Source organism: Sphaerothrix gracilis Ecp01, from assembly GCF_030405905.1.
Taxonomy (GTDB): Bacteria; Cyanobacteriota; Cyanobacteriia; order Phormidesmidales; family Phormidesmidaceae; genus Sphaerothrix; species Sphaerothrix gracilis.
The window spans coordinates 85,934-112,830 of record NZ_JASATW010000016.1 but is presented as its reverse complement, the minus strand read 5'-3'; the positions used below and the strand labels follow the sequence as shown (position 1 = coordinate 112,830).

The 26,897-nt window shown below is 51.8% G+C and carries 18 protein-coding genes and 1 tRNA gene; 10 read left to right on the top strand and 9 right to left on the bottom strand.

Annotated features, from left to right (window positions below; all coding sequences use genetic code 11):
• Positions 1 to 30: 30 nt before the first annotated feature.
• From QJQ48_RS18075 to QJQ48_RS18055, 5 genes are all read left to right on the top strand, one after another.
• Entirely contained in the window at positions 31 to 846 is an 816-nt protein-coding gene (locus tag QJQ48_RS18075) for a potassium channel family protein (protein WP_346292646.1), read from the top strand.
• Between the two features lie 959 nt (positions 847 to 1,805).
• Positions 1,806 to 4,412 carry a right-handed parallel beta-helix repeat-containing protein gene (locus QJQ48_RS18070; protein ID WP_346292645.1) on the top strand — a complete coding sequence of 869 codons (2,607 nt, stop codon included), beginning with the start codon at positions 1,806 to 1,808 and terminating at the stop codon, positions 4,410 to 4,412.
• 282 nt (positions 4,413 to 4,694) lie between these two features.
• Positions 4,695 to 5,294 carry a biotin transporter BioY gene (locus QJQ48_RS18065; RefSeq protein WP_346292644.1) on the top strand — a complete coding sequence of 200 codons (600 nt, stop codon included), beginning with the start codon at positions 4,695 to 4,697 and terminating at the stop codon, positions 5,292 to 5,294.
• 6 nt (positions 5,295 to 5,300) lie between these two features.
• Positions 5,301 to 5,807 (top strand): signal peptidase II, encoded by a 507-nt coding sequence (lspA, locus tag QJQ48_RS18060; RefSeq protein WP_346292643.1) that lies wholly within the window; start codon positions 5,301 to 5,303, stop codon positions 5,805 to 5,807.
• Positions 5,808 to 5,925: 118 nt separating this feature from the next.
• Positions 5,926 to 8,190, top strand: a complete 2,265-nt coding sequence (locus QJQ48_RS18055; RefSeq protein ID WP_346292642.1) for a transglycosylase domain-containing protein — start codon at positions 5,926 to 5,928, stop codon at positions 8,188 to 8,190.
• A gap of 3 nt (positions 8,191 to 8,193) precedes the next feature.
• Here the strand turns inward: QJQ48_RS18055 and QJQ48_RS18050 are convergent, their stop codons facing one another.
• The 3 genes from QJQ48_RS18050 to QJQ48_RS18040 form a co-directional block, all read right to left on the bottom strand.
• A complete protein-coding gene (locus tag QJQ48_RS18050) occupies positions 8,194 to 10,065 on the bottom strand; it encodes a CHASE2 domain-containing protein (RefSeq protein WP_346292641.1) in 1,872 nt (623 codons plus the stop codon).
• 61 nt (positions 10,066 to 10,126) lie between these two features.
• Entirely contained in the window at positions 10,127 to 10,990 is an 864-nt protein-coding gene (locus tag QJQ48_RS18045) for a FecR family protein (RefSeq protein ID WP_346292640.1), read from the bottom strand.
• A 222-nt stretch (positions 10,991 to 11,212) separates the two neighbouring features.
• Complete coding sequence (locus QJQ48_RS18040) at positions 11,213 to 12,379, bottom strand: DNA double-strand break repair nuclease NurA (RefSeq protein ID WP_346292639.1); 1,167 nt, start codon at positions 12,377 to 12,379, stop codon at positions 11,213 to 11,215.
• 352 nt (positions 12,380 to 12,731) lie between these two features.
• Between QJQ48_RS18040 and chlP the strand changes: the two genes are divergently transcribed.
• The gene (gene chlP, locus QJQ48_RS18035) at positions 12,732 to 13,967 is read left to right on the top strand and encodes a geranylgeranyl reductase (RefSeq protein WP_346292638.1); all 1,236 of its coding nucleotides are present in this window, start codon (positions 12,732 to 12,734) and stop codon (positions 13,965 to 13,967) included.
• A gap of 83 nt (positions 13,968 to 14,050) precedes the next feature.
• On the opposite strand, the gene QJQ48_RS18030 is transcribed toward chlP, so the two are convergent.
• From QJQ48_RS18030 to QJQ48_RS18010, 5 genes are all read right to left on the bottom strand, one after another.
• Positions 14,051 to 14,782, bottom strand: coding sequence for a response regulator transcription factor (locus QJQ48_RS18030; protein WP_346292637.1), 732 nt, complete (start codon positions 14,780 to 14,782; stop codon positions 14,051 to 14,053).
• 544 nt (positions 14,783 to 15,326) lie between these two features.
• Positions 15,327 to 15,398, bottom strand: a tRNA-Asn gene (locus QJQ48_RS18025).
• Between the two features lie 68 nt (positions 15,399 to 15,466).
• Positions 15,467 to 16,018, bottom strand: a complete 552-nt coding sequence (locus QJQ48_RS18020; protein WP_346292636.1) for an NYN domain-containing protein — start codon at positions 16,016 to 16,018, stop codon at positions 15,467 to 15,469.
• A 280-nt stretch (positions 16,019 to 16,298) separates the two neighbouring features.
• The gene (locus QJQ48_RS18015; protein ID WP_346292635.1) at positions 16,299 to 16,967 is read right to left on the bottom strand and encodes an energy-coupling factor ABC transporter ATP-binding protein; all 669 of its coding nucleotides are present in this window, start codon (positions 16,965 to 16,967) and stop codon (positions 16,299 to 16,301) included.
• Between the two features lie 51 nt (positions 16,968 to 17,018).
• The gene (locus tag QJQ48_RS18010; RefSeq protein WP_346292634.1) at positions 17,019 to 17,297 is read right to left on the bottom strand and encodes a UPF0367 protein family; all 279 of its coding nucleotides are present in this window, start codon (positions 17,295 to 17,297) and stop codon (positions 17,019 to 17,021) included.
• A gap of 308 nt (positions 17,298 to 17,605) precedes the next feature.
• On the opposite strand from QJQ48_RS18010, the gene psbD reads away from it, so the two are divergent.
• Positions 17,606 to 18,664, top strand: a complete 1,059-nt coding sequence (psbD, locus tag QJQ48_RS18005) for a photosystem II D2 protein (photosystem q(a) protein) (RefSeq protein ID WP_346292436.1) — start codon at positions 17,606 to 17,608, stop codon at positions 18,662 to 18,664.
• A 571-nt stretch (positions 18,665 to 19,235) separates the two neighbouring features.
• On the opposite strand, the gene QJQ48_RS18000 is transcribed toward psbD, so the two are convergent.
• On the bottom strand, positions 19,236 to 20,822 hold the full coding sequence (locus QJQ48_RS18000) for a glucose-6-phosphate isomerase (protein ID WP_346292633.1): 1,587 nt from the start codon (positions 20,820 to 20,822) through the stop codon (positions 19,236 to 19,238).
• Positions 20,823 to 21,073: 251 nt separating this feature from the next.
• Between QJQ48_RS18000 and glpX the strand changes: the two genes are divergently transcribed.
• From glpX to QJQ48_RS17985, 3 genes are all read left to right on the top strand, one after another.
• Positions 21,074 to 22,111 (top strand): class II fructose-bisphosphatase, encoded by a 1,038-nt coding sequence (glpX, locus tag QJQ48_RS17995; RefSeq protein WP_346292632.1) that lies wholly within the window; start codon positions 21,074 to 21,076, stop codon positions 22,109 to 22,111.
• A 342-nt stretch (positions 22,112 to 22,453) separates the two neighbouring features.
• Entirely contained in the window at positions 22,454 to 23,746 is a 1,293-nt protein-coding gene (locus tag QJQ48_RS17990) for a glutamyl-tRNA reductase (RefSeq protein ID WP_346292672.1), read from the top strand.
• Between the two features lie 210 nt (positions 23,747 to 23,956).
• Positions 23,957 to 26,803: a zinc-dependent metalloprotease gene (locus QJQ48_RS17985; RefSeq protein ID WP_346292631.1), complete on the top strand. Its 2,847-nt coding sequence runs from the start codon at positions 23,957 to 23,959 to the stop codon at positions 26,801 to 26,803.
• Positions 26,804 to 26,897 lie beyond the last annotated feature (94 nt).

Genomic DNA, 26,897 nt, shown 5'->3' with positions numbered 1-26,897 from the left:
CCACAGGCATCTTGTCAGCCAATCAAAACTATGTCGCTCCGCCAGCAGATTGCCTTTTATCTAGAAGACACCACGACTCGAGTGGGAAAAGTGGTCAATTTTGTCATTGCCGCCCTGATTTTGCTCTCAGCGGCCATCTTTATTATTGAAACCTACCCCATTTCTGAGTCGCTGCAGCGGCTGCTGACTATAGCCGATCGCACAATTCTGGCCTTATTTACGCTGGAATATACGTTGCGGCTTGGAGTGGCTGAGCAGCGGCTGCGCTATGTGTTTAGCTTTTATGCGATCGCCGATCTCGTAGCTATCCTGCCGTTTCTGCTGGGATTTTTCGATTTACGCTTTGTCCGGCTGCTGCGCTGGCTGCGAATTCTGCGGCTGATTCGGTTTGTGGAAGATCGGGCCTTGTTTGGCCGCGTCACGGCCACCGATAGCCTGGCTGTTGCCCGCATCTGCTTCACGCTGTTTGCCATCATCTTTATCTATGCCGGGCTGATGTTCCAGATTGAGCATCCGCAAAATCCGGGCAGCTTTGGCACCTTTTTAGATGCGGTCTATTTTGCGATCGTGACGATGACCACAGTGGGCTTTGGCGATCTCACGCCTATTTCCGAAGCTGGGCGTTGGCTGACCGTAATCATGATCCTGACAGGCATCGCCCTCATCCCGACGCAGATTGGCAACCTAATTCGCCAATTCAGCAAAGTCACGAACGCAATTGAGGTGACCTGTACCGATTGTGGCCTCAGTCTGCACGAACCTGACGCCCAATATTGCCGCCGTTGCGGAACTATTTTGACCGGGAAGCCGACTACAGAGCAAGACGGCACCTTACCAAAGCCATAGATGAACTTTGACTAAATGCAGAGCAGTCAGAATTGCCATCCGTACACTGAATACCAAAAATGGAAAGAATATTAATTTGAGTTAAGAAGCCCGTGTTATTACCGTTGGTTTCTGCCCCGCTAACTTTTATAACTGATCAAAGTGAACAATAATCGGTTTCTATCTACCTTCCACCGATTCAACCTTAGGTCAACAACTGCTTGTCAGAACTCAGGTGCAGCGTCGATCCATCTCATGTAGTTTCAGAAAATAGTCTGCCGGAAATCCAGAGTTGCTTATTTCTTCTATATGCCAGAAGCAATCTGATGAAATTCTCCGAAAACCAATGAAGCTCCATAGCATCCAGAGAAGTGACAAAGAGACCGTTTTCTATGGGTTGTTAGTTTTGCCAGAAGGTTCTAGCGATCGCTTGAGCACTTATCGATCGTACAGAACTCAGCCAGAGAGCCCTACTGTTGACAGTTTTCTCAGCCTCCCGCAACTGTCTACGCAATTTTGCTGAGAAAAAACCTCAAATCGGGCTGCTGCTGGACGTTTTTATACGCCAAATGGCTGAGTTTTGGACTGGCTTGTTGAAAATAATTGCGCTAACAGGATAAGCTCTTCCGAGCGTGAGATTAATTTGCGCTGAGAAAAAATTCCTGAAAATCGTTTTAAGTCTCCAAATAGGTATTTCAAAAATGTCTATTTGTTTAGAGATTTTAGCTTATCTATGGGGCCGAATAATGGCCGCTTAGAGAGATTTTATTGCTCAATAAAAAATCATGTTTTTGCCTAGATAGGCTTTCTTTTTTTGGTGCTAAATTCCGTAATTTCACAGTTCATGATTCGGGTTTAAATTTACTATAAAGTGTTTGAGCAGGGGTTCCAAAAAATGATTTTTAGTTGATTGAAATATCAGGTCTACGTAACTTGAATTTGGGTGCAACGCCGACTGATGTTATTTACGCGAGCTATCAATGAATATTAACAGTCGCTCTTTTTACGTTTCTCCAAACGGTAACAACAACAATCCGGGAACTAAAGATCAACCCTGGAAAGATATTAGCTATGCGGTCAGTCAAAAATCGCCTGTAGAAGCAGGCGACACTGTATTAGTTCAGTCAGGAACGTATCGAGAGATAATTGACTTAGAAAAGTCAGGTAATAGCCAACAGGGTCACATTACGCTAAAAGCTGATGGCAATGTTGTTTTGCAAGATCCCAACCCCAATAAGGGTGGCTTTCGTAAAGGGGTAATTCAGTCTGCCGGAGAAAGCCATTGGATTATCGACGGATTTCGGATTGAGAATACTTCTTGGGCCGGTATTTCCCTACGGGATGCCGATAATATGATTGTTCAAAACAATCACACCTACGAAACAGGTGCTTCAGGCATTATTGTCATGCCTGACAAGTACTTCGGCGGCGGTGACGCTGAAGTAACTAGCTCCAATATCAAAGTCCTCAACAATACCGTCGAGCGAGCCAACTGGAAGTGGAAAACGAAGAACGATTCGGGCTCGCCTCAAGAAGCTTTGTCCATTTGGGGCGTAGACGGCTTTGAAGTCGCCGGTAATCTTGTCAAAGATACCAAGAAAGAAGGCATAGATATTAAGACTGGCTCTCGCAATGGTTCAGTACATGACAATACTGTGACTGGCGCTGCTCAAGTTTCAGGTACCTATGCCGGACAGCGAGGTGGACCAGCTATTTATGTAGATGGCAATCGCGCCGATACTTTCAACATTGACATCTACAACAACACTGTTCATAACAACACAGCAGATGGCATTGTCATTGCCGATGAAGTTGGCAAAATTGGCAATGTGTCAGACGTGCGTGTTTACAACAATTTGGTCTATGACAATGGACTGCAGGGCGTGAACGGTGGCGTAGGCATTATGGTCAAACATAATGTCAAAGACGTCACGGTTGTAAACAACACCTTGTCAGGCAATATTCAGGGATTTTTCGTCGGCGGGGGACTACCCGAAGGGTATACCCAGGTTGACGGTGTCCTGATTCGTAACAACATATTTGCTGATAGCAAATATCGCAATGGCAATGTCAACAACGCCAGCAACCTCACCCTGGACAACAACCTATTTACAGATGGTTTTAATGAGCTTTACGAAACCCGTGGCTCTGTAGTTAACCTCCGTGACAGTCAGAATACTACGGTTAAATCTGTGGGTTTTGTGGATGCCGATAAAAAAGATTTCCGCTTAGCTAAATCATCAGCCGCGATTGACATTGGCTCTGAACAGCTGGGTGGCTATGCGCAAGCTGCGCTAAATGACGTCCAGCGTCCCAACGGCAGCGGCGTTGACGTAGGCGCTTATGAGTTTTTAAGTTCTGATTTGCCAACGACTCCTGCTGATCCTGTAGCTCCTGCTCCATCTATCCCCTCTACACCGCCTTCCACTCCACCTACTCCGGTTCCCCAAAATCCCAATAGCTTCGGTGGGGACAGTTCACCCAATTTACCTACCGTTGGCGGCGACCCCAATACCTCAGATGGAACTGATACTGACCCGGTGATTATCTCTGGCGATGCCAGCAACAATGTGCTGTGGGGCGGTGCCGAGAACGAGCAAATTAAGGGATTTGCTGGTCGCGATAAGATCTTTGGTAGAGCCGGAGATGATGACCTGTTTGGTGATGAAGGCAATGATCTCCTTCGAGGCGATGAAGGTGATGATGAGATAGCCGGGGGCGACGGCAATGACAAGCTCTTTGGGGGCGATGACGATGATGTCCTCTTTGGAGAAGCTGGCCGCGATCGCCTGATAGGTAACGACGGTGACGATACGCTCTATGGTGGGGATGCCAATGACCTACACCGAGGCGGCAATGGTAACGACACCATCTTCGGCGGTGATGGTGACGATAAGCTGTTTGGCAATGACGGCGACGACATGCTCTCTGGCGATGACGGCAATGACTACATCAGAGGCGCTGCTGGCGATGATGTTATGGAGGGTGGCAGCGGTAATGACCTGATATTCGGCAATGCCGGAAATGACCTCCTCAACGGGGGGACAGGCCGCGATCGCCTCATCGCTAATGAAGGTGATGACGTGGTTATTGGTGGAGACGATAGCGACCTGCTGCGAGGCGGCAGCGGCAATGATCAGCTAGCGGGCGGCGATGGTGATGACAGACTCTTTGGCAACAGCAATGATGACGTGCTTGAGGGCGGCAGCGGTAATGATTTAGTTGTCGGCGGTTCCGGCCAGGATCAGCTCATTGGCACCAGCTCTGGCGTGGCCTCAGGGGCTGAGCAAGACGTGCTGCTGGGCGGTCAGGGGGCAGACACCTTCTGGCTGGGAGATACTTCACAAAGCTTCTATGCCAACGCCGGACAGGATGACTATGCCTTAGTGCGTGATTTTCGAGCAAGCCAGGGCGATACGATTCAGCTGCATGGCAGTGCCGATCAGTATTCTCTTGGTTCAACCTCCACAGATCAGCCCAAAGGCACAGCCATCTATCTGAACGCCTCTGGCGGCGAGGAACTGATTGCGGTTGTCAAGGGTAATGCAACACTTGATCTCAACAGCAGTGATTTCAACTTTGTCTAAGCAGCCTGACAGTTGGTCCTAAACTTTAGCGGCCAAAACCGCTGCTGTTTTAGTTCTCGGAAGCAGCTTCAACAGTAGTACTCGTGCCAAAATCAGACATGCCTGGATTCCAGCAGCTTCATGTTGCTATCCAGGCATTTTTTACGTTTGTGGCTATACCGCTCGAAAAGCCGCTTTTGGTCGCAAACCCAAGTAGCAAATCCGGAAAAAGACCTTGCTATTTATGCCTGGACTCCAGCTAGGCGATGTAGAATATCCCATTTACCCTAGAGGATCGATCAGGTGTTTGCACCCACTGAGCTGCTCTGGGCCTTAATCGGCCTCATCTTGACCATTGCAGGGACTTGGCTCGAAGTTTTTATCACCAGCCCGCCCTGGAACTGGGGCGAAGTCGGTGTCCAGGCACTCTCGCTGGGCGTCAGTTTTCAAGTAGGAGCTGTATTGCTGATTGGGTGTCTAGGCGGAAAAAACGCGGCAGCTTTGGCGCAGATTGCCTATTTAGCTTTAGGATTGGTGTTGTTTCGTAGCTTTGAGTTTCAGGTTTTCACTCAGGGGGGCGGTATTGGCTATGTCCGAGAGCCAACGTTTGGTTTTTTGCTGGGTTTTATTCCTGCGGCTTGGATTTGTGGCTTTTTAGCGTTTCGGACAAAGCTTAGACTAGAAATGCTAGCCCTCGGCTGTGTCTGCGGTTTGCTGGTAATTCATGTCTGTGGTTTAGCTTATTTACTTATTGCCTATGGCTCAGGTTGGGCTACAACGGTACCAGTCAGTCTGAGAGAAGCTATTTTGGTCTACTCTATCTACCGCATTCCCGGACAGCTTGCCGTTACCTGCGCCGTTTCAGTGATTGCCTTTGTTGTACGGCAGCTAATGTTCTATTAGGGCACTATGCAGATTAAAAATCGGTTGTTTTGGATTGCTGCCATAGTGGGCCTGATTTTAGATCAGGTGTCAAAACTCTGGGTCGTGCAAAACTTTGAGCTAACCATACCACCCCAAACGGTGCCGCTCTGGCAGGGGGTCTTTCATCTTACTTATGTGACGAATAAGGGGGCCGCCTTTAGCTTGTTCAGCGAGAACGGTGACTGGCTGCGCTGGCTGTCACTGGCTGTCAGTTTGGGTCTGATTGCCTTAGGGCTGGGGGTATCGCTGGCAAATCGCTGGGAAGAGGCTGGCTATGGCTTTATTTTAAGCGGTGCTTTGGGCAACGGTATCGATCGCCTATTGGCAGGAGAAGTAGTTGATTTTTTGGATTTTCGGCTAATCCAGTTTCCGATTTTTAACCTGGCAGACGTATTTATTAATGTCGGCATTGCCTGTCTGCTACTGGCGGCTTTTCGGCCCGGTCACAGTCAGCCTTCTAGTGAAGCGCCGTCTGAACACACTAGGCGCTAACTTTCTGATTCAAAGCGACTCATACCGGGCGTCAGTTGTCAGTAGAATGTAGGTCAATTAAGAAATGCTTTTGTTTGCCCCGATCGCGCTGCCAGCTCTTTAGAGATTTTGCGACTCTATGTCTCCATCGAAGCCGCCAAACCCGCAGAAAACGCTGCTAAATACGGTCACTCAAGCCTTTCAAACGGTAAGAGCCCAGGTGGATTTTTCTAAGTTTTCACTGAGAGCGGGAGCCAGAGTAGCCGAACTGCATGTTGAGGAAGCAGGGGGCAAAACAGAGGTATTTCCGCTGCTGGGAGAGCGCTATGTGATTGGCCGTAGCTCTAAGTCTAGCGACATTGTCATCCGCAATCCTATCGTCAGTCAGGTGCACGCATCTCTCAGCCGCGATCGCACCCAGCCCGGCAACCCTTTTGTGCTGAAAGACCGCGATTCCACTAACGGTATCTATCGGGGCAAAAAGCGGTTGAACAAAGTGGTGCTGCGCCACGGCGATCGCTACACTCTCGGCCCTGCCGAACTGGCTAATGCCGTCACAATTCAGTACGTTGATCCGCCGTCGCCGCCAATACAAGCAGCCCGCTACGGCCTGTACGGACTGACAGGTTTCAGCGCCGCGATCGCCCTGTGGATTGTGGGGTTAGAGTGGCCTAAGTTTCGGGTAGCGCCTCTGCCTGACTCCGTACAAGGCCCGGTAATTATCTACGCGGAAGAAGACGGGGTGAGCGTGCCGCTGCGACCGCAGTCCAACCGAGCACATATTGAAAAAGAGCGCCTGTCGGAGTTTTCGCCCTACCTGCCCAAAGCCGTGATTGCTTCCGAGGATGCTCGCTACTACTGGCATTTGGGTATTGATCCGCTGGGTATTCTGCGGGCGCTGGTTACCAACGTGCGCGGTGGCGAAATTCGCGAAGGGGGCAGTACCGTCACGCAGCAGCTTGCCCGCAGCATTTATCGGGAATATGTGGGCACTGCGGATTCCGCCGGACGCAAGATCCGCGAGGCGATCGTAGCGCTGAAGTTAGAGGCTTTTCATAGCAAGAATTTTTTACTATTGACCTACCTCAACCGGGTGTATCTAGGCAGCAACCTCTACGGCTTTGAAGATGCAGCCCAGTTTTACTTTGGCAAGTCGGCTCAGGCCCTGAATCTCTCTGAAGCGGCTACCCTAGCGGGGATTCTGCCTGCCCCTAATGCTTTCAATCCGGTGCAAAACTATCAGGCGGCAGTTGAATATCGCAACCGGGTGCTAGATCGGATGGCAGTCTTGGGCATGGTCAGCCAGGAGGAGGCGCGACGGGCGCGGCGATCGCGGATTGAAATCAGCCCTCAGGCCAGAGAGCAGCTTGCCAATACCCGCGCTCCCTATTTCTATAGCTACATATTTGACGAGCTAGATCAGGTCTTGGGCGTCCAGCTAGCCCGCGAAGGCAACTTTATCGTTGAAACCAGCCTCAATTTAGACACTCAAGAAACAGCAGAAGACTCACTGCGTAGCTATGTGGAAAGTGCCGGCAGTGCGGCTGGATTTTCCCAGGGCGCTCTGGTGACGCTCGATACTGAGAATGGAGCGATTCAGGCCCTTGTCGGCGGCACCAACTACCAGGAAAGCCAGTTCAACCGAGCCAGTCAGGCCCTACGCCAGCCCGGTTCAACCTTCAAAGTCATTGCCTATGCGGCGGCTTTAGAACAAGACATTCCTCCCAGTGCCACCTTTAGCTGCAGCGGTCTGACCTGGCAGGGGCAGTTCTTTGAAGGCTGTCGTTCTGGCAGCGGTGCCCTAGATATGTACGCTGGACTGGCCCGCTCTGAAAACGTGGTAGCGCTGAGGATTGCCCAGGAGGCGGGGCTAAACAGCATTGTGCAAACGGCGCAGCGGTTGGGAATTGAGTCAGATCTCAATCCGGTGCCGGGCTTGGTTTTAGGCGAAAGCGAAGTCACCCCGCTGGAGATGACGGGAACATTTGCAGCGATCGCCAACAACGGCGTTTGGAACCGGCCCCACGGCATTGTGCGCGTCCTCGACAGCAGCGACTGCGCCGATCTACAAGATCTTCAGACCTGCCGCATTATTTATGAGTTCGGTCAGGCAGGCGACGCCAGCCAGCAGGTACTTGCGCCTCAGGTTGCCGATACCCTATCTGGGCTGATGCAGGGAGTGATCCAAGGCGGTACCGGGCGCAACGCTTTTTTAGGACTGGGTGAAGGGGGTAAAACGGGAACAACCAACGACAACCGGGACTTGTGGTTTATTGGCTTCGTGCCGGGCTATCAGCTCACCACAGGAATCTGGCTCGGTAATGACGATAATACGCCCACCGGAGGCAGCAGTGCCCAGGCCGCTCAGCTCTGGGGTGAATACATGGGGCAAGTTTTGCCCTAGCTATCAATCGGGTTGCGGCTCGACTGTATAGACCAGGGTTTCACTACGCCGACCCCGTAAAATAACAGAGCGAAAAGGACGGGTCTTAAAGTGCTGCTTGATGTGTCTCTGGGTCATGGCGCCAATTAAAATTCGATGGGGCATAGAGGCAGAGATTTCTTTTGTGAGACTCTCTAGGCGGGCCGCCACGTTGACCGTGTCCCCAAAGAGTGAATAGCTCAGTCGCTGATGATTTCCTACCGTTCCGGCAATTAGCGCTCCCGTGTGAATGCCGATGCCGAACTGAATCGTTGGCTGGCCGCTAGCCTCAAATTCCTGGTTGAGTACTTGCAAGCGCTGGTGCATTTCTACACTGGCTGTAACCGCGGCGATCGCATCTTGTTGAATCTGTGCTACCGATGTTCTGGGAAAAGGAGCACCAAATACCGCCATGATGGCATCGCCAATGTACTTGTCAATCATGCCACCGTGGGCAATGATACAGTCCGTCATTGCTTCAAAGTAGCGATTGAGCCAGACTAGCAAGTCTTGGGAAGAGAGCTTTTCGGCAATTTGAGTAAAGCCGCGAATGTCCATGAACAGCACTGTCGCAATTAATTCTTGAGCGACTATGTCTCTGCCCTGCAAAATAGCTGATTTTTGCTGCCAAATTAGCTGAGCCGTTTCAGGAGAAACGTTCATGGCAAAGAGAGCCATAAGCTGCTGGCGCTGACGCTGCTCCTGTAGCTGTAATCCGGCTGCGGTGATCCAAATGCAGGCGGTAGGGACAGCGAGCGGTAACCACCAGTAGTTGAGAAAAGCAGCGATCGCAACTGCCAGCCACAAAACAGGTAGACCCAAAATCACGAGCAGTCTGCCGCGTAGATTAAGTGGCTGCAGCAGGGCATTCGTTGCCAGCCCACTGGCTAAGACTAAAAGCCCTATCCAAGGCCAAGACGGTTGATGTAGAAACCGCTGGTTGAGCAAGTTGTCCACAACAGCGGCGTGGAAAAACACGCCGCCTATAGGTGGATTGAGATGATAGGGCGATCGCACCGGATCTATACCTGCCGCTGTCACCCCCACCAAGACCAGCTTATTTTGAAAGACACCTGGATCTACTTGTCCAGACAGAACTGCTTGAAAAGAGTAAACTGCCAGTTCAGCGGCACCTGATGGTCGCTTTGTCGTTACTGGCCCTGGCCAGTTAACCCGGCCCCAGGGCTGACTTGCCGTAGGTAGCTCAGGTATTTCATCAAAACTATCGCTAGACCTGAGGGTATTGAATAGGGTTTCACCATAAATCTGCAGGGCAGCTATGGCCAGACTCGGCGTATTGCCTTCGTACAGTAAAACTTGACGACTGACGCCGTCGGCATCAGGCAGACTTTTAACATGACCGCTCAGGTAAGCTCCCTCAGCAGTTTCAGCAATCAGCGGGGAGATTGCTAAGGCTTTTCCCTGTCGGTCACTGCCAAGAGCCAGTACCGTATTGCCGCTAAACAGTATGGCCTCAGCGAGAACCTCATCTTCTGGCGTAGCCTCTGTCATCAAAATGTCGAAGACGACCGCAGCCGGCTGAGAAACAGCCAGCGTATCTAGCAGCTCCCCATAGCGCTGCCGCGACCAGGGAAATCGACCATAGCGTTGCAGACTAGATTCGTTGATGGCAATGACGGCAACGCGATCATCCCAGCCGAGAGCCACCTCGGCTCCCAGTTGTTCTCGCAGTTGAAATAATAGGTTATAGCCCTGTTGCTCTAGCGATCGCCAGGCTCCTACCTGCCAAAGTCCTAGGGTTAATGCTGCTGCTACACATCCAGATAGCCACTGCTGCTGGTGGTGCCTAAGATAAGGTATGAGGCGGGCGGACTTTTTCCACAAGACGAAGGGCATGAAAAATTTCCTCTAGAAGCGCTGATCATCGTCGGTATAGCCAGAAAATATCAGTCTGAAACTAGCTGCGATCGCCTGATAGAGGGCGGAAACGAATGGTTTGGGTGCGCTCCTCCCCCAGAGGATTGCGAATGACGATCTGCACGTCTGTTTGCTGACGCGACCGCGAAACGCTTGTTCTAAGGTAGCCTTGACGATTCACCTTGATTTCTTGTCCCTCGATCAGAGCTGTATTTGCTGGATCAATGTAACCAGCAATGTAAATCAAGTTGCCTTGGCGATAGCCCTCAGTCATCTGGAAACGTAGTTCGCGATCGAGAGGCTGGGGTGGGGAAGGCGCTTCACCTGGGTGAATAACTGCAACTAGATTGGCCTCGACTCTGACAGCAGCGTCTTGAGCTATCGCTTCTACCGCTCCTTCTAAAGTTGCCACAGCCGTTTGACCGTCTGCAGACACGCTGACGCCAAACTCTGTCCCACGCACGGCAGCAATACCGCTAGGGGTGTGTAGCTCTAGGCGGCTGTTGGGATTGTTAAAAGGTCTTACGCGCAGCCGTGCCTGTCCCTGTGTAACGTCCAATACTGTCACCCGCGCTCCATCTGAACTGGTCGAGAGCTGACGCACAACTAAATTGGTATTTTCCGCCACGTTGACAGTCCCAATATTGTTATCTAGTCCTAAAGCTGCTACCGACCGCTGAGCTGTGCGAATACCGGTCCCGACGGCGCTGAGGCGATCGCCAATCCGCGCTGAGCGCGATCGCTGTCCCTGATAGGTAACATTGCCCCGCAGACGCTGTACCTGTAGCCAACCGTTTGAAACAACAGGGCTGCTTTGAGCTTGGAGCGAGGAATGCGAACCAACAGCAACGCTGCTCAGCAAAAGAGAAAGACTTAAAACCCTAAAAACAACACTGAAACGCATGACGATATCAGATTCTAAAAACCTGAAGCAGTTGACCCTGAGCATTCTAGAAAACGGTATAAATCTTGCGGTGTGGGTATCTGAGCTAATCCCTAGCACCGTGATTGGGCCGATTTCTTTGAGCTTAAAGTTCCCTATCTTCCCTATCAAAGCTCAGGCCTGTCCTTAGGCGATCAGGCTAAATTTATCTAAAATTTAGTCACCTGCAGCCAATTTTCAGGACTATCGCCGCCGTGCCTTGCTCACCATTTTGCGAGAGAGTCTGAGGTTGAGTCCGGCAGATTCGCTCCAGTCCTGGAGGATACGGTAAAACACTTGGCGATCGCGGGTCTGCAAAACAGCCGTCTGATCGGCGGTTTCAATCACGTAGGGGTAGCCGCCACCAATAATAATCTCAGCGCGCACCCAGTTCAGTACCTGCTCTGCTCGGCCTGAATCGTAGACCCAGCGAGGCAACTCTAGTCGGGCCGGGAAGCTGTCTAGGGTGGACTTTAGGTAGGTGAAGGTCACCTGATCATGCTGCTCGCAGTAGTATTTCAGAATGTCAGAGCGACAGAGGTATAGCGACGAGCGATCGCCCCAGTGATTGTGCAAAAAGCGATTCATGATCTGGGTATCGCGCAGAGATCCCGACTCTGGCAAATCAGCCAACTGCCGCAGCATCGCCGTTAGATCTCGCGTGTAGGCCGTATCGATATAGCCCACCAGCGGCACCTGACAGCGCTGGCTGGTACGCAGCAGGTGAGTGAGATGGTCAACGTAAAACTGACGGCTTTCGTCGTCTAGCAGTTCGGCAAAGCTAGCGGCCAGTGCTCCATCAAAAAAGACCAGGCAGCGATCGCAGTCCTGACGCTCTTCCATGTAGCGGATTAGGCGTTCCACTTCCATGCCGAAGCGCTTCATATTGACCTTGCGATCGATTAAATCCCGGCGATCGCCCAGATCCGCAGGCGTCATAATCTCTGTTTGAATGTCTTTAGAATAAATGCCTGCCTCCACATGCAGGTTCTCGTACCAGCCAATCTGCACCAACGCTACTAGCAGCGAGATGTCTTTGCTAGGGAAAATCTGCGAGCCGTCTACTGCAAAGGTCGCGACTCCAGCGATCTGTTCTTTAGCCCAAGCAAGACTCTCCTCCCGGTTGCGCCACCTCAAATTTGCTCGCATAGCGCCGCGATCGCTCTTCGTCAGCGGTTCTAGCGGCTCTGCCCCACAGTTTCCCGGCAAATCGTCAACTTTTTGCTGCAGGGCAACCGGATCGCTCTGCGCCAGTTCTATCAGCGCCGACTGATACTTTTGCAGCAGCTTCAGCGTTCTTTGATCAAAATCCTGAAACTGCTCGCGCTTGGCGTTGAGCTGATGCAGGATGTCAGCAGGTTTTAGAGGCATAGTCTGCGTTGGCGAATATATAGCTAAGACATAGACCAGTTTGATCTCAATGCAAGCGTACTACTGAATAGCCTGTCAGCGCGAGCCTTCTGCGTGAAGCCCATGTTCTCGCTAGCAGAATTTTGCAGCAACTGACTGACTGAACAAATGAGTCGGTACAACGTTCAACTCATGAAGCTGCAAAAAAGTCAACCGGAATTCGGCAGCAAAACAGTGGATTCAGCGATCGCTTCTTTGCAGATTATTAAGGTCTATTTCAGATTGGTTATATCTCGGCAACACAGCCCAGAGCAGGCCAGATCAGCGTGATAGTATTCACTTCGTAGCTTTGTAACGATGTGGAGAGACTGCCTTGTCACTTCGGGTTGCGGTTGTAGGTTCAGGTCCGGCAGGCTCCTCGGCTGCTGAGACACTCGCTAAAGCAGGTATCGAAACCTATTTATTCGAGCGTAAGTTAGACAACGCCAAACCATGTGGCGGGGCGATTCCCCTGTGCATGGTCGATGAGTTTGATCTGCCCCCTGAGATCATCGATCGCCGCGTGCGTAAGATGAAGATGATCTCACCCTCTAATATTGAGGTCAATATTGGCAGCACCCTCAAAGACGAAGAATATATTGGCATGTGCCGCCGTGAGGTGCTAGACGGCTTTCTGCGCGATCGCGCCGCCAAGCTGGGCGCTAAGCTGATCAACGGTACGGTGCATAAACTAGAGATTCCAGACAGCGATAAGGATCCTTATACGCTGCACTACGCCGATCACTCTAACGGTAGCCTGCAGGGAGAGGCCAAGACGCTGCAGGTTGATCTGGTAATTGGAGCAGACGGCGCCAACTCCCGCGTAGCCCGGGCCATTGACGCAGGCGACTATAACTACGCGATCGCTTTCCAAGAGCGGATCCGCCTGCCGGAAGACAAAATGGCTTACTACGAAGATCTCGCAGAGATGTACGTTGGTAACGACGTCTCTCCTGACTTCTACGCCTGGGTTTTCCCCAAGTACGACCACGTAGCGGTGGGCACTGGCACCATGCGGGTCAACCAGGCCAAAATTAAGCGGCTGCAGGCCGGTATCCGGGCCCGGGCGGCTAAGCGGTTAGAAGGGGGCGAAATCATTAAGGTTGAGGCCCATCCCATTCCTGAGCATCCGCGTCCGCGCCGGGTTGTGGGCCGGGTCGCCCTGGTAGGGGATGCAGCCGGTACCGTTACCAAGTCTTCTGGTGAAGGTATTTATTTTGCGGCCAAGTCCGCTCGCATGTGCGCCGAAACCATCGTTGAGTTCTCCCACAGCGGCCAGCGGGTACCCACCGAGGCCGACCTGAAGGTTTACCTGAAGCGATGGGACAAACAGTACGGCATTACCTACAAGGTACTGGATCTGCTGCAAACGGTGTTCTATCGCTCTGATGCTACCCGCGAAGCTTTTGTAGAAATGTGCGCTGACATGGACGTGCAAAAGCTGACCTTTGATAGCTATCTCTACAAAACCGTGGTTCCGGCTAATCCCCTAACTCAGCTCAAAATTACGGCTAAGACTGTGGGCAGTCTCATCCGGGGTAATGCTTTATCGCCTACCCGTAGCTGGTAAGACGATGGGGCAATAAGCCAATACACTAGAAAGGGATGTCGCATACGGCATCCCTTTTTGGCTTTTACTATTTTTCTTAGAGATTAGCTAACTGCCACCGTCTCGGCCTGCTCAAGGCTAGGCAGTTCTAGGCAATACCCAGCACCATAGACAGTTTTGATGTACTTGGGATGTCTTGGATCAGGCTCTAGCTTAGTGCGAAGATGGCGCACATGTACCCGGATAGTTTCAATGTCGTCGCTGGGATCATAACCCCAAACTTCTTTCAAAATTTCCGGGGGGGATACAGTTTGTCCGTGGCGCTGTAGTAAGCAGTGCAGCAGCTCAAATTCAAGGTGAGTTAGCTTTACCGTACTGTCAAACCAAATCGCCTCAAACCGCTCTGGAATCAGCGTCAGTGGCCCGTAGTTGAGGATTTCGCTATGCTTGGCAGCTTGGGGAATTCGATCGGTACGTCTGAGCAAAGCCCGGACCCTAGCCAGCATTTCTTCTAGTTCAAAGGGCTTGGTTAAATAGTCGTCTGCTCCGGCGTTAAAGCCATCAACTTTATCCTGAGTTTGTCCCAGCGCTGTCAGCATCAAGACAGGAATATCAGCAGTTCGGTTGTCGCGGCGCAGCCGCTGACAGACAGTTAAGCCATCGACCCGAGGCAGCATCAGGTCAAGCATAATCAAATCAGGAATGAGCTGAACCGCGAGTGCCTGCCCTTTGATGCCGTCAGAAGCCTGGCTGACATCGTAGCCTGCCATCTCCAAGTTAACTGCGACTAGTTCTGAAATTGCCGGATCATCATCAATAACAAGTACACGAGGCATTTTTTTAAAACAGGTATTGATATACAGAAAGTGAGTAGCTAGCTTTTATAAGCAGGATACGCCATCTTGAGAAATAGTGAAGATTCTCAAAGTATATTATAGTGACGCGGCTTTCTGTAGTTGTCCCGTTCCTAGCCTCAAGCTGCTTAGAGACGACAGCATTTAGAAGTTTGCTGCCACCTGATACTGAAATGGGCTGCGATTTCTGCAGTCAATTGCTACAGGCGCTTGTCAGCATCACTTCACCACCTAAACTGAATCATAGGCTGCATGGCAGGCAGAATCTGGCGTTGCTGAATCAAGGGATGAACCTGGTGTTTTCCGGTCGTGAGCGAGACGCTCACACTCCCTCGCCTATCATTCAGATAGGTTAGTGCGAGCATCTTGCTCGCGTTTTAATTCATACCCAAAATCAGCAATACCAACCTGACGTGTTCACGAAACAGGTGGCCACTGCAAGCCACGTTTCGACCTTGAGTATTTGGCCTTAAGTGAATGAACGCCTATTGCCGATGAGCTAATCCAGTAGCGGTAGCTATAAAAACTCCCCAGGCAGGATTCGAACCTGCGACCAATCGGTTAACAGCCGACCGCTCTACCACTGAGCTACTGAGGAACGCGAATCTAATAGTATCTAGAATCTGGGCGTTTTGGCAAGCCCTTGAAAAAAAATATTGAATTATTTTAGGGATCTAGGCCAAATCTCAGCTTGGTGAGCTGCTCCTGAGCCTGGGGATCTAGGGAGCTGATCAAAGACCGCTTAGGCGATCGCTTTTGGGGTCGCAGCTTTTGTTTGACTCGCTGCTGGGCGACGTTGACATCTAAGGCCAGTCGCTCAGCCGACATCCACTCAGCCCCATAGCCTACTACCGTGAGCTGTTGAGCCCGATCTGAGGTGGCTACGATGAGGCGGTGATTAAACTTACGCACGTCATTGCGAAATTTGGCGCAGGCTTTTTCGATATAAGTATCAGCCGTTTGGCCAAAGTCCGTGTAGTGGACGGCTAGGTTTTGGGTAATACGTTCCCTGACGCAGGGGGTTTGCTGATAGTAGGCATCAAAAACTAAGCGGGTATTGAATCCCTTGAAGGCGCTGTAGTTGATTAAAACCTCAGTGAGCTGCGATCGCGCCTGCTCTAGACCTACGCTGTCGCGCGCGTGCTGAAGCTCCGGCCAAGCTCCAATAATGTTATAGCCATCAATCAGCAGAATTGCGCGAGTAGGAGAGCGGGCCATGATCAATAGAAGCTAGCAGCAAGGTAGGGGAATTGCCTCCAAGTTCAGAACTCCGATGCTAAATCAGGGCAAACCAGAACCGAGAGCTGACATTTCTGAGAATCAGATCTCAGCGGCATGGCTGTTTAGCAATAAGAATTCTAAAAATGAGGAAAATTTACAGAATTTAATTTTATTCTACCCCTTCGCCTGCGTCTGCTCGCTCTGAACGCAAGTTGGCTCAGTCGATGAGTACGCTCAAATCGCTTCTAGGCAGTCAAGTAGGCAGGCGCTGCCGTCTCTAACTAAGCGTTGTCGATAAAATTTGCTGCTTGAGCTGCTGCGGATTGCCCTGATTAACAACGCGGCCTTGATCTAACAAAAAAGCGCGATCGCAATAATCCAGCTCAATCAGCCGGTGAGTGACCCATAGAGCCGTGAGTCTACGAGTCTTGACGAGCTGTCGTACCTGCTCGACTAAATCTAGCTGGCTTTCCAAATCAAGCAGCGCCGTCGGTTCATCAAATAGCAGAATATTGCACTGGCGAGCGATCGCCCCGGCAATTGCAACCCGCTGCTTCTGACCGCCGCTGAGGGCGTAGATAGGGCGTCGCTGCAGATGGGCTAAGTTGACTGCGGCCAAAGATTCCGAGACTCGCTGCCGCACCTGTAAAAACGGCAGCTTTTCTTCGACAAGGCCAAATGCCACATCAGCCCCTACAGTCGGCATTACTAGCTGATGATCAGGATTTTGAAAGACAAAGCCTACGCTACCTTGAATCTTAATTTGGCCGGACTGCGACTGTAGCAGTCCGGCCAAAAGTCTCAGCAGGGTGGACTTGCCGCTGCCGTTAGCGCCCAAGAGCATGGCAAATTCGCCTTGCCCTACCGCTAAGGAGCACTGATTCAGCACCTGACTGCCCGACGGCCAGCTAAACGATAGATCATTAACGGCGATCGCAGCACTCATAAACTTAGTCTCTCAATTCAGCTACCGTCTGACTCAGTTAAATTCAGACCGCTAGCTTTTGGCATCGTCTCCCAGAAGAGCAAAGAAGCCCGGCTGCTTACCTGCCGTTGCGCCTGATTTCTCATAAATCTGTACTGCCATAATCTGACGTGAGACAACCGCTACTTGCTTGTCAGGCTGCTGATCACAGGTGAGTTCCACAATGCTAGGCTCGCCCGATTTCATGGCAGACAAAACGGTCTGGTAAAGCTTCTGCGCCGCTTCCACCTCTTTCTTCTGAACAGAGAGGGGCAGAGGAGTACTTTGGAGGGTCACTTCAACTGTATACATTTAGAAATTCAAGCTCAGTAGGTTCAATCAATTCTAAAGATCTTCTTAAGACATAGATCTCTCTCTTTCTATCTTAGAGCCTGCTCAATGCCTCTGAAGCCGTGATATCCGACCGGGATCAATTTTTGCCAATTTAGTTTATCTTTCGGAAAACACCCCCTATAATGAGAGCTAAGGTAAAGAATAGTAAACACTAATCAGGAATTTGTTGCGGTCGTTTGCTTTTAATGCATACCAAGCTAGCGCTGCAACGCTGATTAGCGCCTTTATCCTAAATATCATTTAATTGTTTTTCGGAGAATTGCGCTATGACCATAGCAATGGGACGCGCACAAGCCGGGCGGGGATGGTTCGACGTCCTCGACGACTGGCTGAAGCGCGATAGATTTGTATTCATCGGCTGGTCAGGCCTGCTTTTGTTTCCCTGCGCCTACATGGCGATAGGGGGCTGGCTGACTGGTACGACCTTTGTCACCTCCTGGTACACCCACGGACTGGCTTCTTCCTATCTGGAAGGCTGCAACTTTTTGACCGTTGCGGTTTCGACACCGGCAGACAGCATGGGGCACTCTTTGCTGCTGCTGTGGGGACCTGAAGCCCAAGGCGACTTTGTGCGCTGGTGCCAGATTGGCGGTTTGTGGACATTCACGGCGCTGCACGGTGCTTTTGGTTTGATTGGCTTCATGCTGCGCCAGTTTGAGATTGCGCGGCTGGTGGGGATTCGTCCTTACAACGCCATCGCCTTCAGCGCGCCGATAGCGGTGTTTGTATCAGTGTTTTTGATGTACCCGCTGGGCCAGTCGAGCTGGTTTTTCGCACCGAGCTTCGGGGTAGCGGCTATCTTCCGCTTCCTGTTGTTCTTCCAAGGCTTCCACAACTGGACGTTGAACCCGTTTCACATGATGGGTGTGGCGGGCGTCTTGGGAGGCGCTTTGCTGTGTGCGATCCATGGTGCGACGGTAGAGAACACTTTGTTCCAGGACAGCGAGAATGCCAACACCTTCCGGGCCTTCGAGCCGACGCAGGCAGAAGAGACCTATTCGATGGTGACGGCGAACCGATTCTGGTCACAGATATTCGGTATTGCGTTTTCGAACAAGCGCTGGCTGCACTTTTTCATGTTGTTTGTGCCTGTCACAGGCTTGTGGATGAGCGCAGTGGGCGTGGTTGGCTTAGGTTTGAACCTGCGAGCGTATGACTTTGTATCGCAGGAGATTCGAGCGGCGGAGGATCCAGAGTTTGAGACGTTCTACACCAAGAACATCTTGCTGAACGAAGGACTGCGCGCTTGGATGGCGCCGACTGACCAACCGCACGAGAAGTTTGTATTCCCCGAAGAGGTACTGCCTCGCGGTAACGCACTCTAATCGTCGAATGATTTAACTGGGGGCACGGTCTTATTGGCCGTGCCTTTTTTTGATGTCTCTTTCAGGATGCAAAAAATTTTCCTTCAGAGCAGTCAAATCGAGATTGACTGTGTTACCTTAGCTTTAGTGGCTTAGCTGATAGTTACTGAGCCGCTGCAAAGGTTAGAGAATAACCGTTTAGGGAACAAGGAGGTGATGCCCATGCAAGATAGTAGTAAACGCACGGGTCTCCAGGTTGAGGTAAGCCGGCTGAGCGCCGGGGCTGTTCGCTAACAGCCAGTTCCTCTCGGATCTCTACGGAGATCTTTTTGTGAAACTGGTTGTTGGAGATCCTTCCGGCAGTCTGGTTTCAGCCTGAGACCCGCTACACCGCTCCCATTTCATGAAGGTGAGGACTTGTCCAAACTTTCCCCGAATGGGAGCGGATAGTTTTTTAAAGCGCACTCAATGCGTCAGGCTTATAGCTGTCGCGGTTTCATCAAAGACGTTGTTCTACAGCAGAGTCTAGAATCTTCAGCCCAGGCAGAATGCTGCCTAGGCAATAATGTGTTCCAAACTCAGCTGAAATATCTCAAAGTGCCGATAGTGTAACCTCTGTAGGCATTCCTGGATCGCCGTTAATCGCTACCTGACGCTGGTTAGCATGAAGATGGCGCATCAGCTTATAAACCGTCTCAATTTCGTCAACGGCTCCCATCTTTTCCGCCAGAGCCTGCAGCGATAGCGGTTCTGCCGCCTCTTTTAGAATTTGTACTGCCTGAAGCTGCAGCTTCAAAACGCTGGCGGCTGCCTTCTTACCCGCTTCCACGCCGGGCTGATGGTAGGCGTTGATATTGACAAGAGAAGCATAAAGCCCTACAGCTCTTTCATACAGGGCGATTAGCGCGCCGACATTGTGAGCATTAACCTGGGGAATGGTCATGGTGATAGACTCGCGGCCATTGTCAAACAGGGCCTGCCGCGTTCCCTGCAGAAAGCCAAAAAGATAGTCACCAGAGGTGACACCCGGTTCGACCTGAACGGACTCCCCGTGACGGTCTTCTAGAACCTCGATGAAGGTGACAAAAAAGCTGGGTACGCCTTCCCGGAGCTGCTGAACGTAAGCGTGCTGGTCAGTAGATCCTTTATTGCCGTAGACGGCAATACCTTGGTAAACCACGTTGCCGTCAAGATCTTTTTCTTTACCCAGGGATTCCATTACGAGCTGCTGCAGATAGCGGCTAAACAACAGCAGACTGTCCTTATAGGGCAGAATTACCATGTCTTTTTCGCCCTTGCCATTGCCAGCGTGATACCAGGCCAGCGCCATCATAGCCGCCGGATTGTTCTGCAGTTCTGGAACGCGAGTGACGGCATCCATCTGCTTGGCTCCCCCCAGAATAGAGCGAATATCAATGCCCTGCAGCGCTGCGGGTAGCAGGCCAACTGCTGAGAGTTCCGAGGTGCGCCCCCCTACCCAATCATGCATGGGAAAGGTCGCCAGCCAGCCTTCGCTGTGGGCCATTTTGTCGAGATTGCTGCCGACGCCTGTGACGGCGATCGCGTACTGCGAGAAGTCTAGCCCCTGCTGCTCGTAGCGGTACTTGGTTTCAATCATGCCGTTGCGGGTTTCCTGCGTACCGCCCGATTTAGAGGTGACAATGACGAGGGTGGTGGCTAGGCGCTCGGCCAGTCGTGCTAGCGTCCGGTCGATGCCTTCTGGATCGGTATTGTCGATGAAGTGGACTTCTAGGGGCGGAAAATCTGGCCCCAACGCTTGGGCAACAAATTGAGGCCCCAGTGCTGATCCACCAATGCCGATAGAAAGAATGTCTGTAAACTGCTCGCGCTCAGGAGGATGAATGACCCCGGTGCGCACTTTGCTGGCAAACTCTTCAATGCGAACCAGCGTATCGATGATGTCCTGGCGGATTTCGTCATTGGGGGCAAGGTCAGGATCTCGCAGCCAGTAGTGCCCCACCATGCGGTTTTCATCAGGATTGGCGATCGCGCCTGCCTCTAACGCAGCCATGTCCTCAAAGGCTCTGTCGAAGCGAGGTTTCATCTGCTCAACAAAGGCGTCGTCGAAGCGCATACGGCTGATGTCGAGGTAAAAACTCAGTCCCGCATCGTAGAATAGCCAGTCTTGATACCGTTGCCAGAGTGCGGCAGCATCCATAGTAATCTAAGCCTACTTGTTACCTATTGTTCTAAAAACACTCAACAGTAGTGTAATGGCTGCAGCTTAGGAAACAATGTAGCGATCGATGGAAAATCGCCATAGGATCTTCAGGATCGTCGAGGGTAAGCCAGGAGACGGGTGGATAAGTGGACAACACCTTTCTGCCGATCCCCCCTTCTGATAGACTCTTAGGTTGAGATCGGTCTATGAAAACCAACGCAGAATCGGCAGTTTAGAGGAGATATCCCGTGGAAAGTACCCTCGGTCTGGAAATTATTGAGGTTGTCGAACAGGCGGCGATCGCATCAGCACGCTGGATGGGCAAAGGCGAAAAAGATACCGCTGACCAAGTGGCAGTAGAGGCCATGCGGGAGCGGATGAACAAGATTTATATGCGCGGCAAGATTGTCATTGGTGAGGGCGAACGGGACGATGCGCCTATGCTCTACATCGGTGAAGAGGTGGGTATCTGTACGCGGCCTGATGCTAAAGAGTATTGCAACCCCGACGAGCTGATTGAAATCGACATCGCCGTTGACCCCTGTGAGGGCACCAATCTGGTAGCCTACGGTCAGAATGGCTCGATGGCCGTACTGGCTATTTCTGAAAAAGGCGGTCTGTTTGCCGCTCCTGACTTCTACATGAAGAAGCTAGCAGCCCCTCCCCAGGCCAAGGGCAAAGTTGATATCAACAAGTCAGCCACTGAAAACCTCAAGATTCTAGCCGAGTGTCTCAATCGCGGTATTGACGAACTGGTGGTCGTCGTTATGAAGCGCGATCGCCACACTGAGCTAATCAAAGAAATCCGCGACGCGGGTGCGCGGGTGCGCCTAATTTCTGACGGCGATGTCTCAGCCGCAATTTCCTGCGCTTTCTCAGGCACCAACATCCATGCTCTGATGGGTATTGGCGCCGCGCCAGAAGGCGTCATTTCTGCAGCCGCAATGCGCTGCTTGGGCGGACATTTCCAGGGCCAGCTCATCTACGACCCGGCCATTGTTAAAACCGGGCTGATTGGCGAAAGCAAAGAGGCCAACCTGAAGCGTTTGTCAGATATGGGAATCAACGACCCCGATAAGGTCTACAACGCTGATGAACTCGCCTCTGGCGAGACCGTGCTGTTTGCTGCCTGCGGCATCACTCCTGGCGTTCTGATGGAAGGGGTGCGCTTCTTTCATGGAGGCGCTAGAACCCAGTCCTTAGTCATTTCCAACCAGTCGATGACGGCTCGGTTTGTAGACACCATTCACATGGTTGAATCGCCTCAAACGCTGCAGCTACACTAAAAGCTGAGGAGGCTTTAACAGCCCTGACGGTTTTTTGCCAAGAGCTTACAGCGGCAGAGCGCTTAAGATGGGAATAGAGCGACATGCTATTGGCTTCATTTTATGAGGCGCAGGTCGAGCTATTCCCATTTGCCTTTGTAAGAGAAAATTCCGTTTGATGGATTTTTGTTGAGTTTTCTTGAGTCGAGGTCGGTTTATTCATAAGTTCAGAAATGCCGATCTAGTTTGATTCTTTGGAGTTTGTCTTCAGTTCAAGCTGATTTGATTATTAAAAGCGAAGTTTTAACCTTGGCTGCGATCGCCCATCGGGCAGAGTGGATAAAAGATCTTTTGGGAGGAAGAATGAATATTGCCGTTGTCGGCCTTAGCCACAAAACAGCGCCTGTTGAAGTCCGTGAAAAGCTCAGTATTCCAACACCTCAGACTGCTGATGCGATCGCCCAGCTTTGCAGCTATCCCCACATCGAAGAAGTTTGCATCCTAAGTACCTGTAACCGCTTGGAGCTGCATCTAGTCATCAGCGACACGGAGCAGGGCATTCGGGAAGTCAGCCAGTTTTTAGCCGACTACGGCCAGGTACCCCTGCCGGAGCTGCGCCGCCATCTGTTCATCCTGCTGCATCAAGATGCCGTCATGCACCTGATGCGGGTTTCTGCCGGGCTTGACAGCCTGGTGCTGGGCGAGGGACAAATTCTGTCTCAGGTGAAGCACGCCCATCAGCTAGGTCAGCAGCATAAAGGCATTGGCCGCGTCCTCAGCCGTTTGTTCAAGCAGGCCATCAGCGCCGGTAAACGGGTGCGGACTGAAACCAGCATTGGTACAGGGGCTGTCTCAATTAGCTCTGCCGCCGCTGAGCTGGCTTGCCTCAAGGCCGGAGATCTGACCTCGCGCCGCATTGTTATTCTAGGGGCGGGCAAAATGGCGCGGCTGCTGGTGCAGCATCTGCTTTCTAAGCGAGCCATGCACATCATGATTCTCAACCGCTCAATCGAGCGAGCTGATGCCCTCGCCCGGCAGTTTGAGCCAGGTGCAATCCAAACCGGCACGCTCGACAATATGCTGGATGCGGTTCTAGATTCAGAACTAGTATTTACCTGCACGGCGGCCACTGAACCGCTAATTGTCCGTGAACATTTAGAGAAAACTTTGACTGCGCCGCGATCGCTGATGCTGTTCGATATCGCCGTGCCGCGCAATGTTCACAGCAATGTGAACGAACTGAGCAACGTCCAGGCGTTCAATGTGGATGATCTAAAAGCGGTGGTGGCTCAAAACCAAGAAAGCCGCCGTCAAATGGCTTTGGAGGCGGAAGCGCTGTTAGAAGAGGAAATTGAGGCTTTTATCGACTGGTGGCGATCGCTTGATACGGTTTCAACGATTAGCAGCCTGCGCAGCAAGGTTGAAGGAATTCGCGAGCAGGAGCTAGAAAAAGCCCTTTCTCGCCTTGGCTCAGAGTTTACCGACAAGCATCAGGCCGTGATCGAGGCGCTAACTCGCGGCATCGTCAACAAAATTCTGCACGATCCGATGGTGCAGTTGAGGGCGCAGCGTGACATTGACGCTCGCAAACAGGCGATGCAAACCCTGCACGTGTTGTTCAACTTAGAAGCGGCCTCCAGTCAAAAATATAGCTAGCTCTGTAATTCAGTATTTCAGGTCGTCATCGCAGTTAGAAAAGCTACTGGCAGCGATCCGCAAGTAACGGCTAGGCGGATCGCTTTGTCTTAGCTACCAACCTGTCTGCAAATCTTTCATTTTGATTCAGTCAGCCTGTTTTTTGGAAACCGACAGGCTAGATTAGGACTGACCTATCTAAAAAGTCAGTCTATAGACGGAGTGAATTGAGTGATTAGAGCAGCTTGGCGGCGGACAGGTTTGGGGTGTCTGCGGGTCTCAATTCCCATCATTTTATGGTTGGCTGCTGTGGGTGCGGTTGGGGCCGTTAAAGCTGAGGCAGGACTGCTGGCTGAGCCCGCTGCTAAAGAGGACACGAACGAGTCATCTAACAATCAGCCTGACGGACTGCGACCTTTTGACGAAGCGATCGCAGATATGGAAAAAGTAGAGGGGCTGTTTACCCTCTATCGCAACGCCGACAAGAACAAGCTATATTTGGCGCTATCGCCCCAGCAGCTCAATCAGAACTATCTGCTCATCGCTACTCTAGACTCCGGCATCGGTGAGTCGGGACTTTTCAGCGGCTGGCCCATCAATGACACGCTGATTCAGTTTAGACAGGCTCCTAACAACAAGCTCCATCTTGTTGTGCCCAATCTCTATTTTCGGAGTCAGCCCGATCAGCCCGAAAGACAGGCTTTACTGGAGCGCTCTTACAGCGACTCGATTCTCTCAGCCCTAAACATCGTTAGCATTCACCCCGAAACTGAGGTCATGCTGATCGATCTGGCTAATTTGCTACTCAACCACGATCCGGCTGACGTGATGTCAGCGCTGAGCTGGAGCTTAGGCAGCTACAGTGCCGACAGCAGCACTTCCTACATTGGTCAGGTGCAAAACTTGCCCGCCAATCTTGAGATTGAGTCAGTCTTGGGTTTTACCGGAGGCGGTGGCGACAGCCTGTTTTTCTTCGGCTTTGACAGCCTGCCGGACGCTAGGGGGTTCAACCTCCGAGTCCGCTACAGCCTGTCAGCCCTGCCCGCTCAGAGCCGCTATCAGCCCCGCCTAGCAGATGAGCGGGTAGGCTATTTTGTCACTGCTTATCAAACGCCTCTTGATTATCGCCGCCAAGATCCCTTTACCCGCTATATCCAGCGCTGGCACCTAGAAAAGCAAAACCCGGAGGCAGACCTTTCTCCGCCTCAAGAGCCTATTGTCTTTTGGATTGAGAATACGGTGCCAGTAGAGTACCGAACGGCTATTCGTGAAGGGGTGTTGATGTGGAATGAAGCCTTTGAAAAAATAGGCTTTCAAGGCGCGATCGAAGTACGGCAGATGCCTGATGATGCTGACTGGAATCCAGCAGACATTCGCTACAACACCATTCGCTGGTCAGACTCTTTTCGGCCCTGGGCTGAAGCGCTCGGCCCTTCCCGCGTCAATCCGCTGACCGGAGAAATTCTAGATGCGGATATTGTCATTGATGCCAATGTCATCCGTCAGCTAAATGGCAGCTATCGGACCCTAGCCAGTAATCTTGGCCCTAGTGAACAGCTCTACGGTCAGCTCTGCGGACATCGCTATCAGGGATATCTAGCCCAGTGGATGCTGTCTCAGGCCAATAACTCGCTAGATCAGCTCTTGGCCAATCCACGGCAACTCGCCGCTGCGCCCGCCACCCTGCAGCAGCAGCTCCGCCAGCGGTGCGTGGGATTGTCAGCGGCTCAGCAGAGCGCCTTTGGCGCATTGGCCTTAAACACGGTTCAGCTAGGGGCTAGCGATCGCCTAGATTTAGACACCTATATTTATCAATATCTGCGAGCACTTACAGCCCACGAAGTCGGTCATACTCTAGGGCTGCGCCATAATTTTCGCGGCAGCTTGATGCTCTCTCCAGCAGAACTCCACAATCAGGAAATTACCCGATCGCAGGGATTAGTCAGCTCCCTGATGGACTATTTTCCTGTCAACTTGGCCCCACCAGATATGGCTCAGGGTGACTATTTTCCCGCCCAGCTAGGCCCCTATGATGAGTGGGCAATTGAGTATGGCTACAAGCCGATCGAGGCTATCCATCCCCAGCTAGAGCAGCCAGAACTGCGGGCGATCGCCAGCCAAATTGAGCGACCAGAACTCACCTATGGCACGGACGAAGATGCTTTTAGCTTCTTAGATCCAGAAACCAATGCTTTTGATCTCAGCAGCGACCCGCTGCAGTATGCCCAATGGCAAATGCAGAACGCTCAGGCAGTTTGGCAGCGGCTAGAAAACGGCTATTTGCTGCCAGATGAGAGCTATGGTGTCCTCCGCGATCGCTTTGAAACGGTCTTTAACTACTACTTCAGTCAGGCGCTAACCGTCTCTAACTACGTCGGCGGTCGGCGGTTTAACCGTCAATATCCCGGTGATGCCAATGGCCGCTTACCGTTTGAGCCAATTGCCTTAGAAAAGCAGCAGCAGGCTTTAGCAACGCTGCAGACCTATGTTTTTGACGCAGATGTCTTTGACTTTTCGCCTCAGCTCCTGAATCAGCTCGCCCCTGACCGCTGGTTTCACTGGGGCAGCTACGCTCTAGTTTCGTCCCTAGACTATCCCATCTACGATCGGGTTTCTTTTCTGCAGGGCATTGTGCTGATCGATTTGCTCTCAGCCACGCGCCTGTCTCGGATTCAGGAGCTAGAGCTAAAGGCCGGTTCAGAGGTCGTGCTGACTCTGCCCGACCTGTTTGAGAATCTACAGCAGGGCATCTGGAGCGAGCTTGAAGCCGAGTCTACTGAAGTTGGACTCCTGCGCCGAGGTTTGCAGCGGCACTACCTAAATATTTTGAGCGGCATGGTGCTGCGTAGCCCCAGTCAGCCCACAAACTTTCTAGAGCTGATTACAGTCTTTGAAACGATGGCCACTCCGGAAGATGCCAGGGTAATCGCCCGCTATCAGCTACGGCAGCTAGAGCGCGATATTGCCAGCGTGCTGCGAAAACAGGGAAGGGATTTGGATATTACGACCCTGGCTCATTTAGAAGATAGCCGAGAACGGATTCAGCAGGTTCTCAGCGCTCAGCGAGTAGCGCAGTAGTTAAACACTAAATGGCAGATTGCATGGCATTTGCGGCTCAATAAACATCCGAAACTAGGCTAATCTCGTGCCCAATTGATCTAGATTCAGTCTA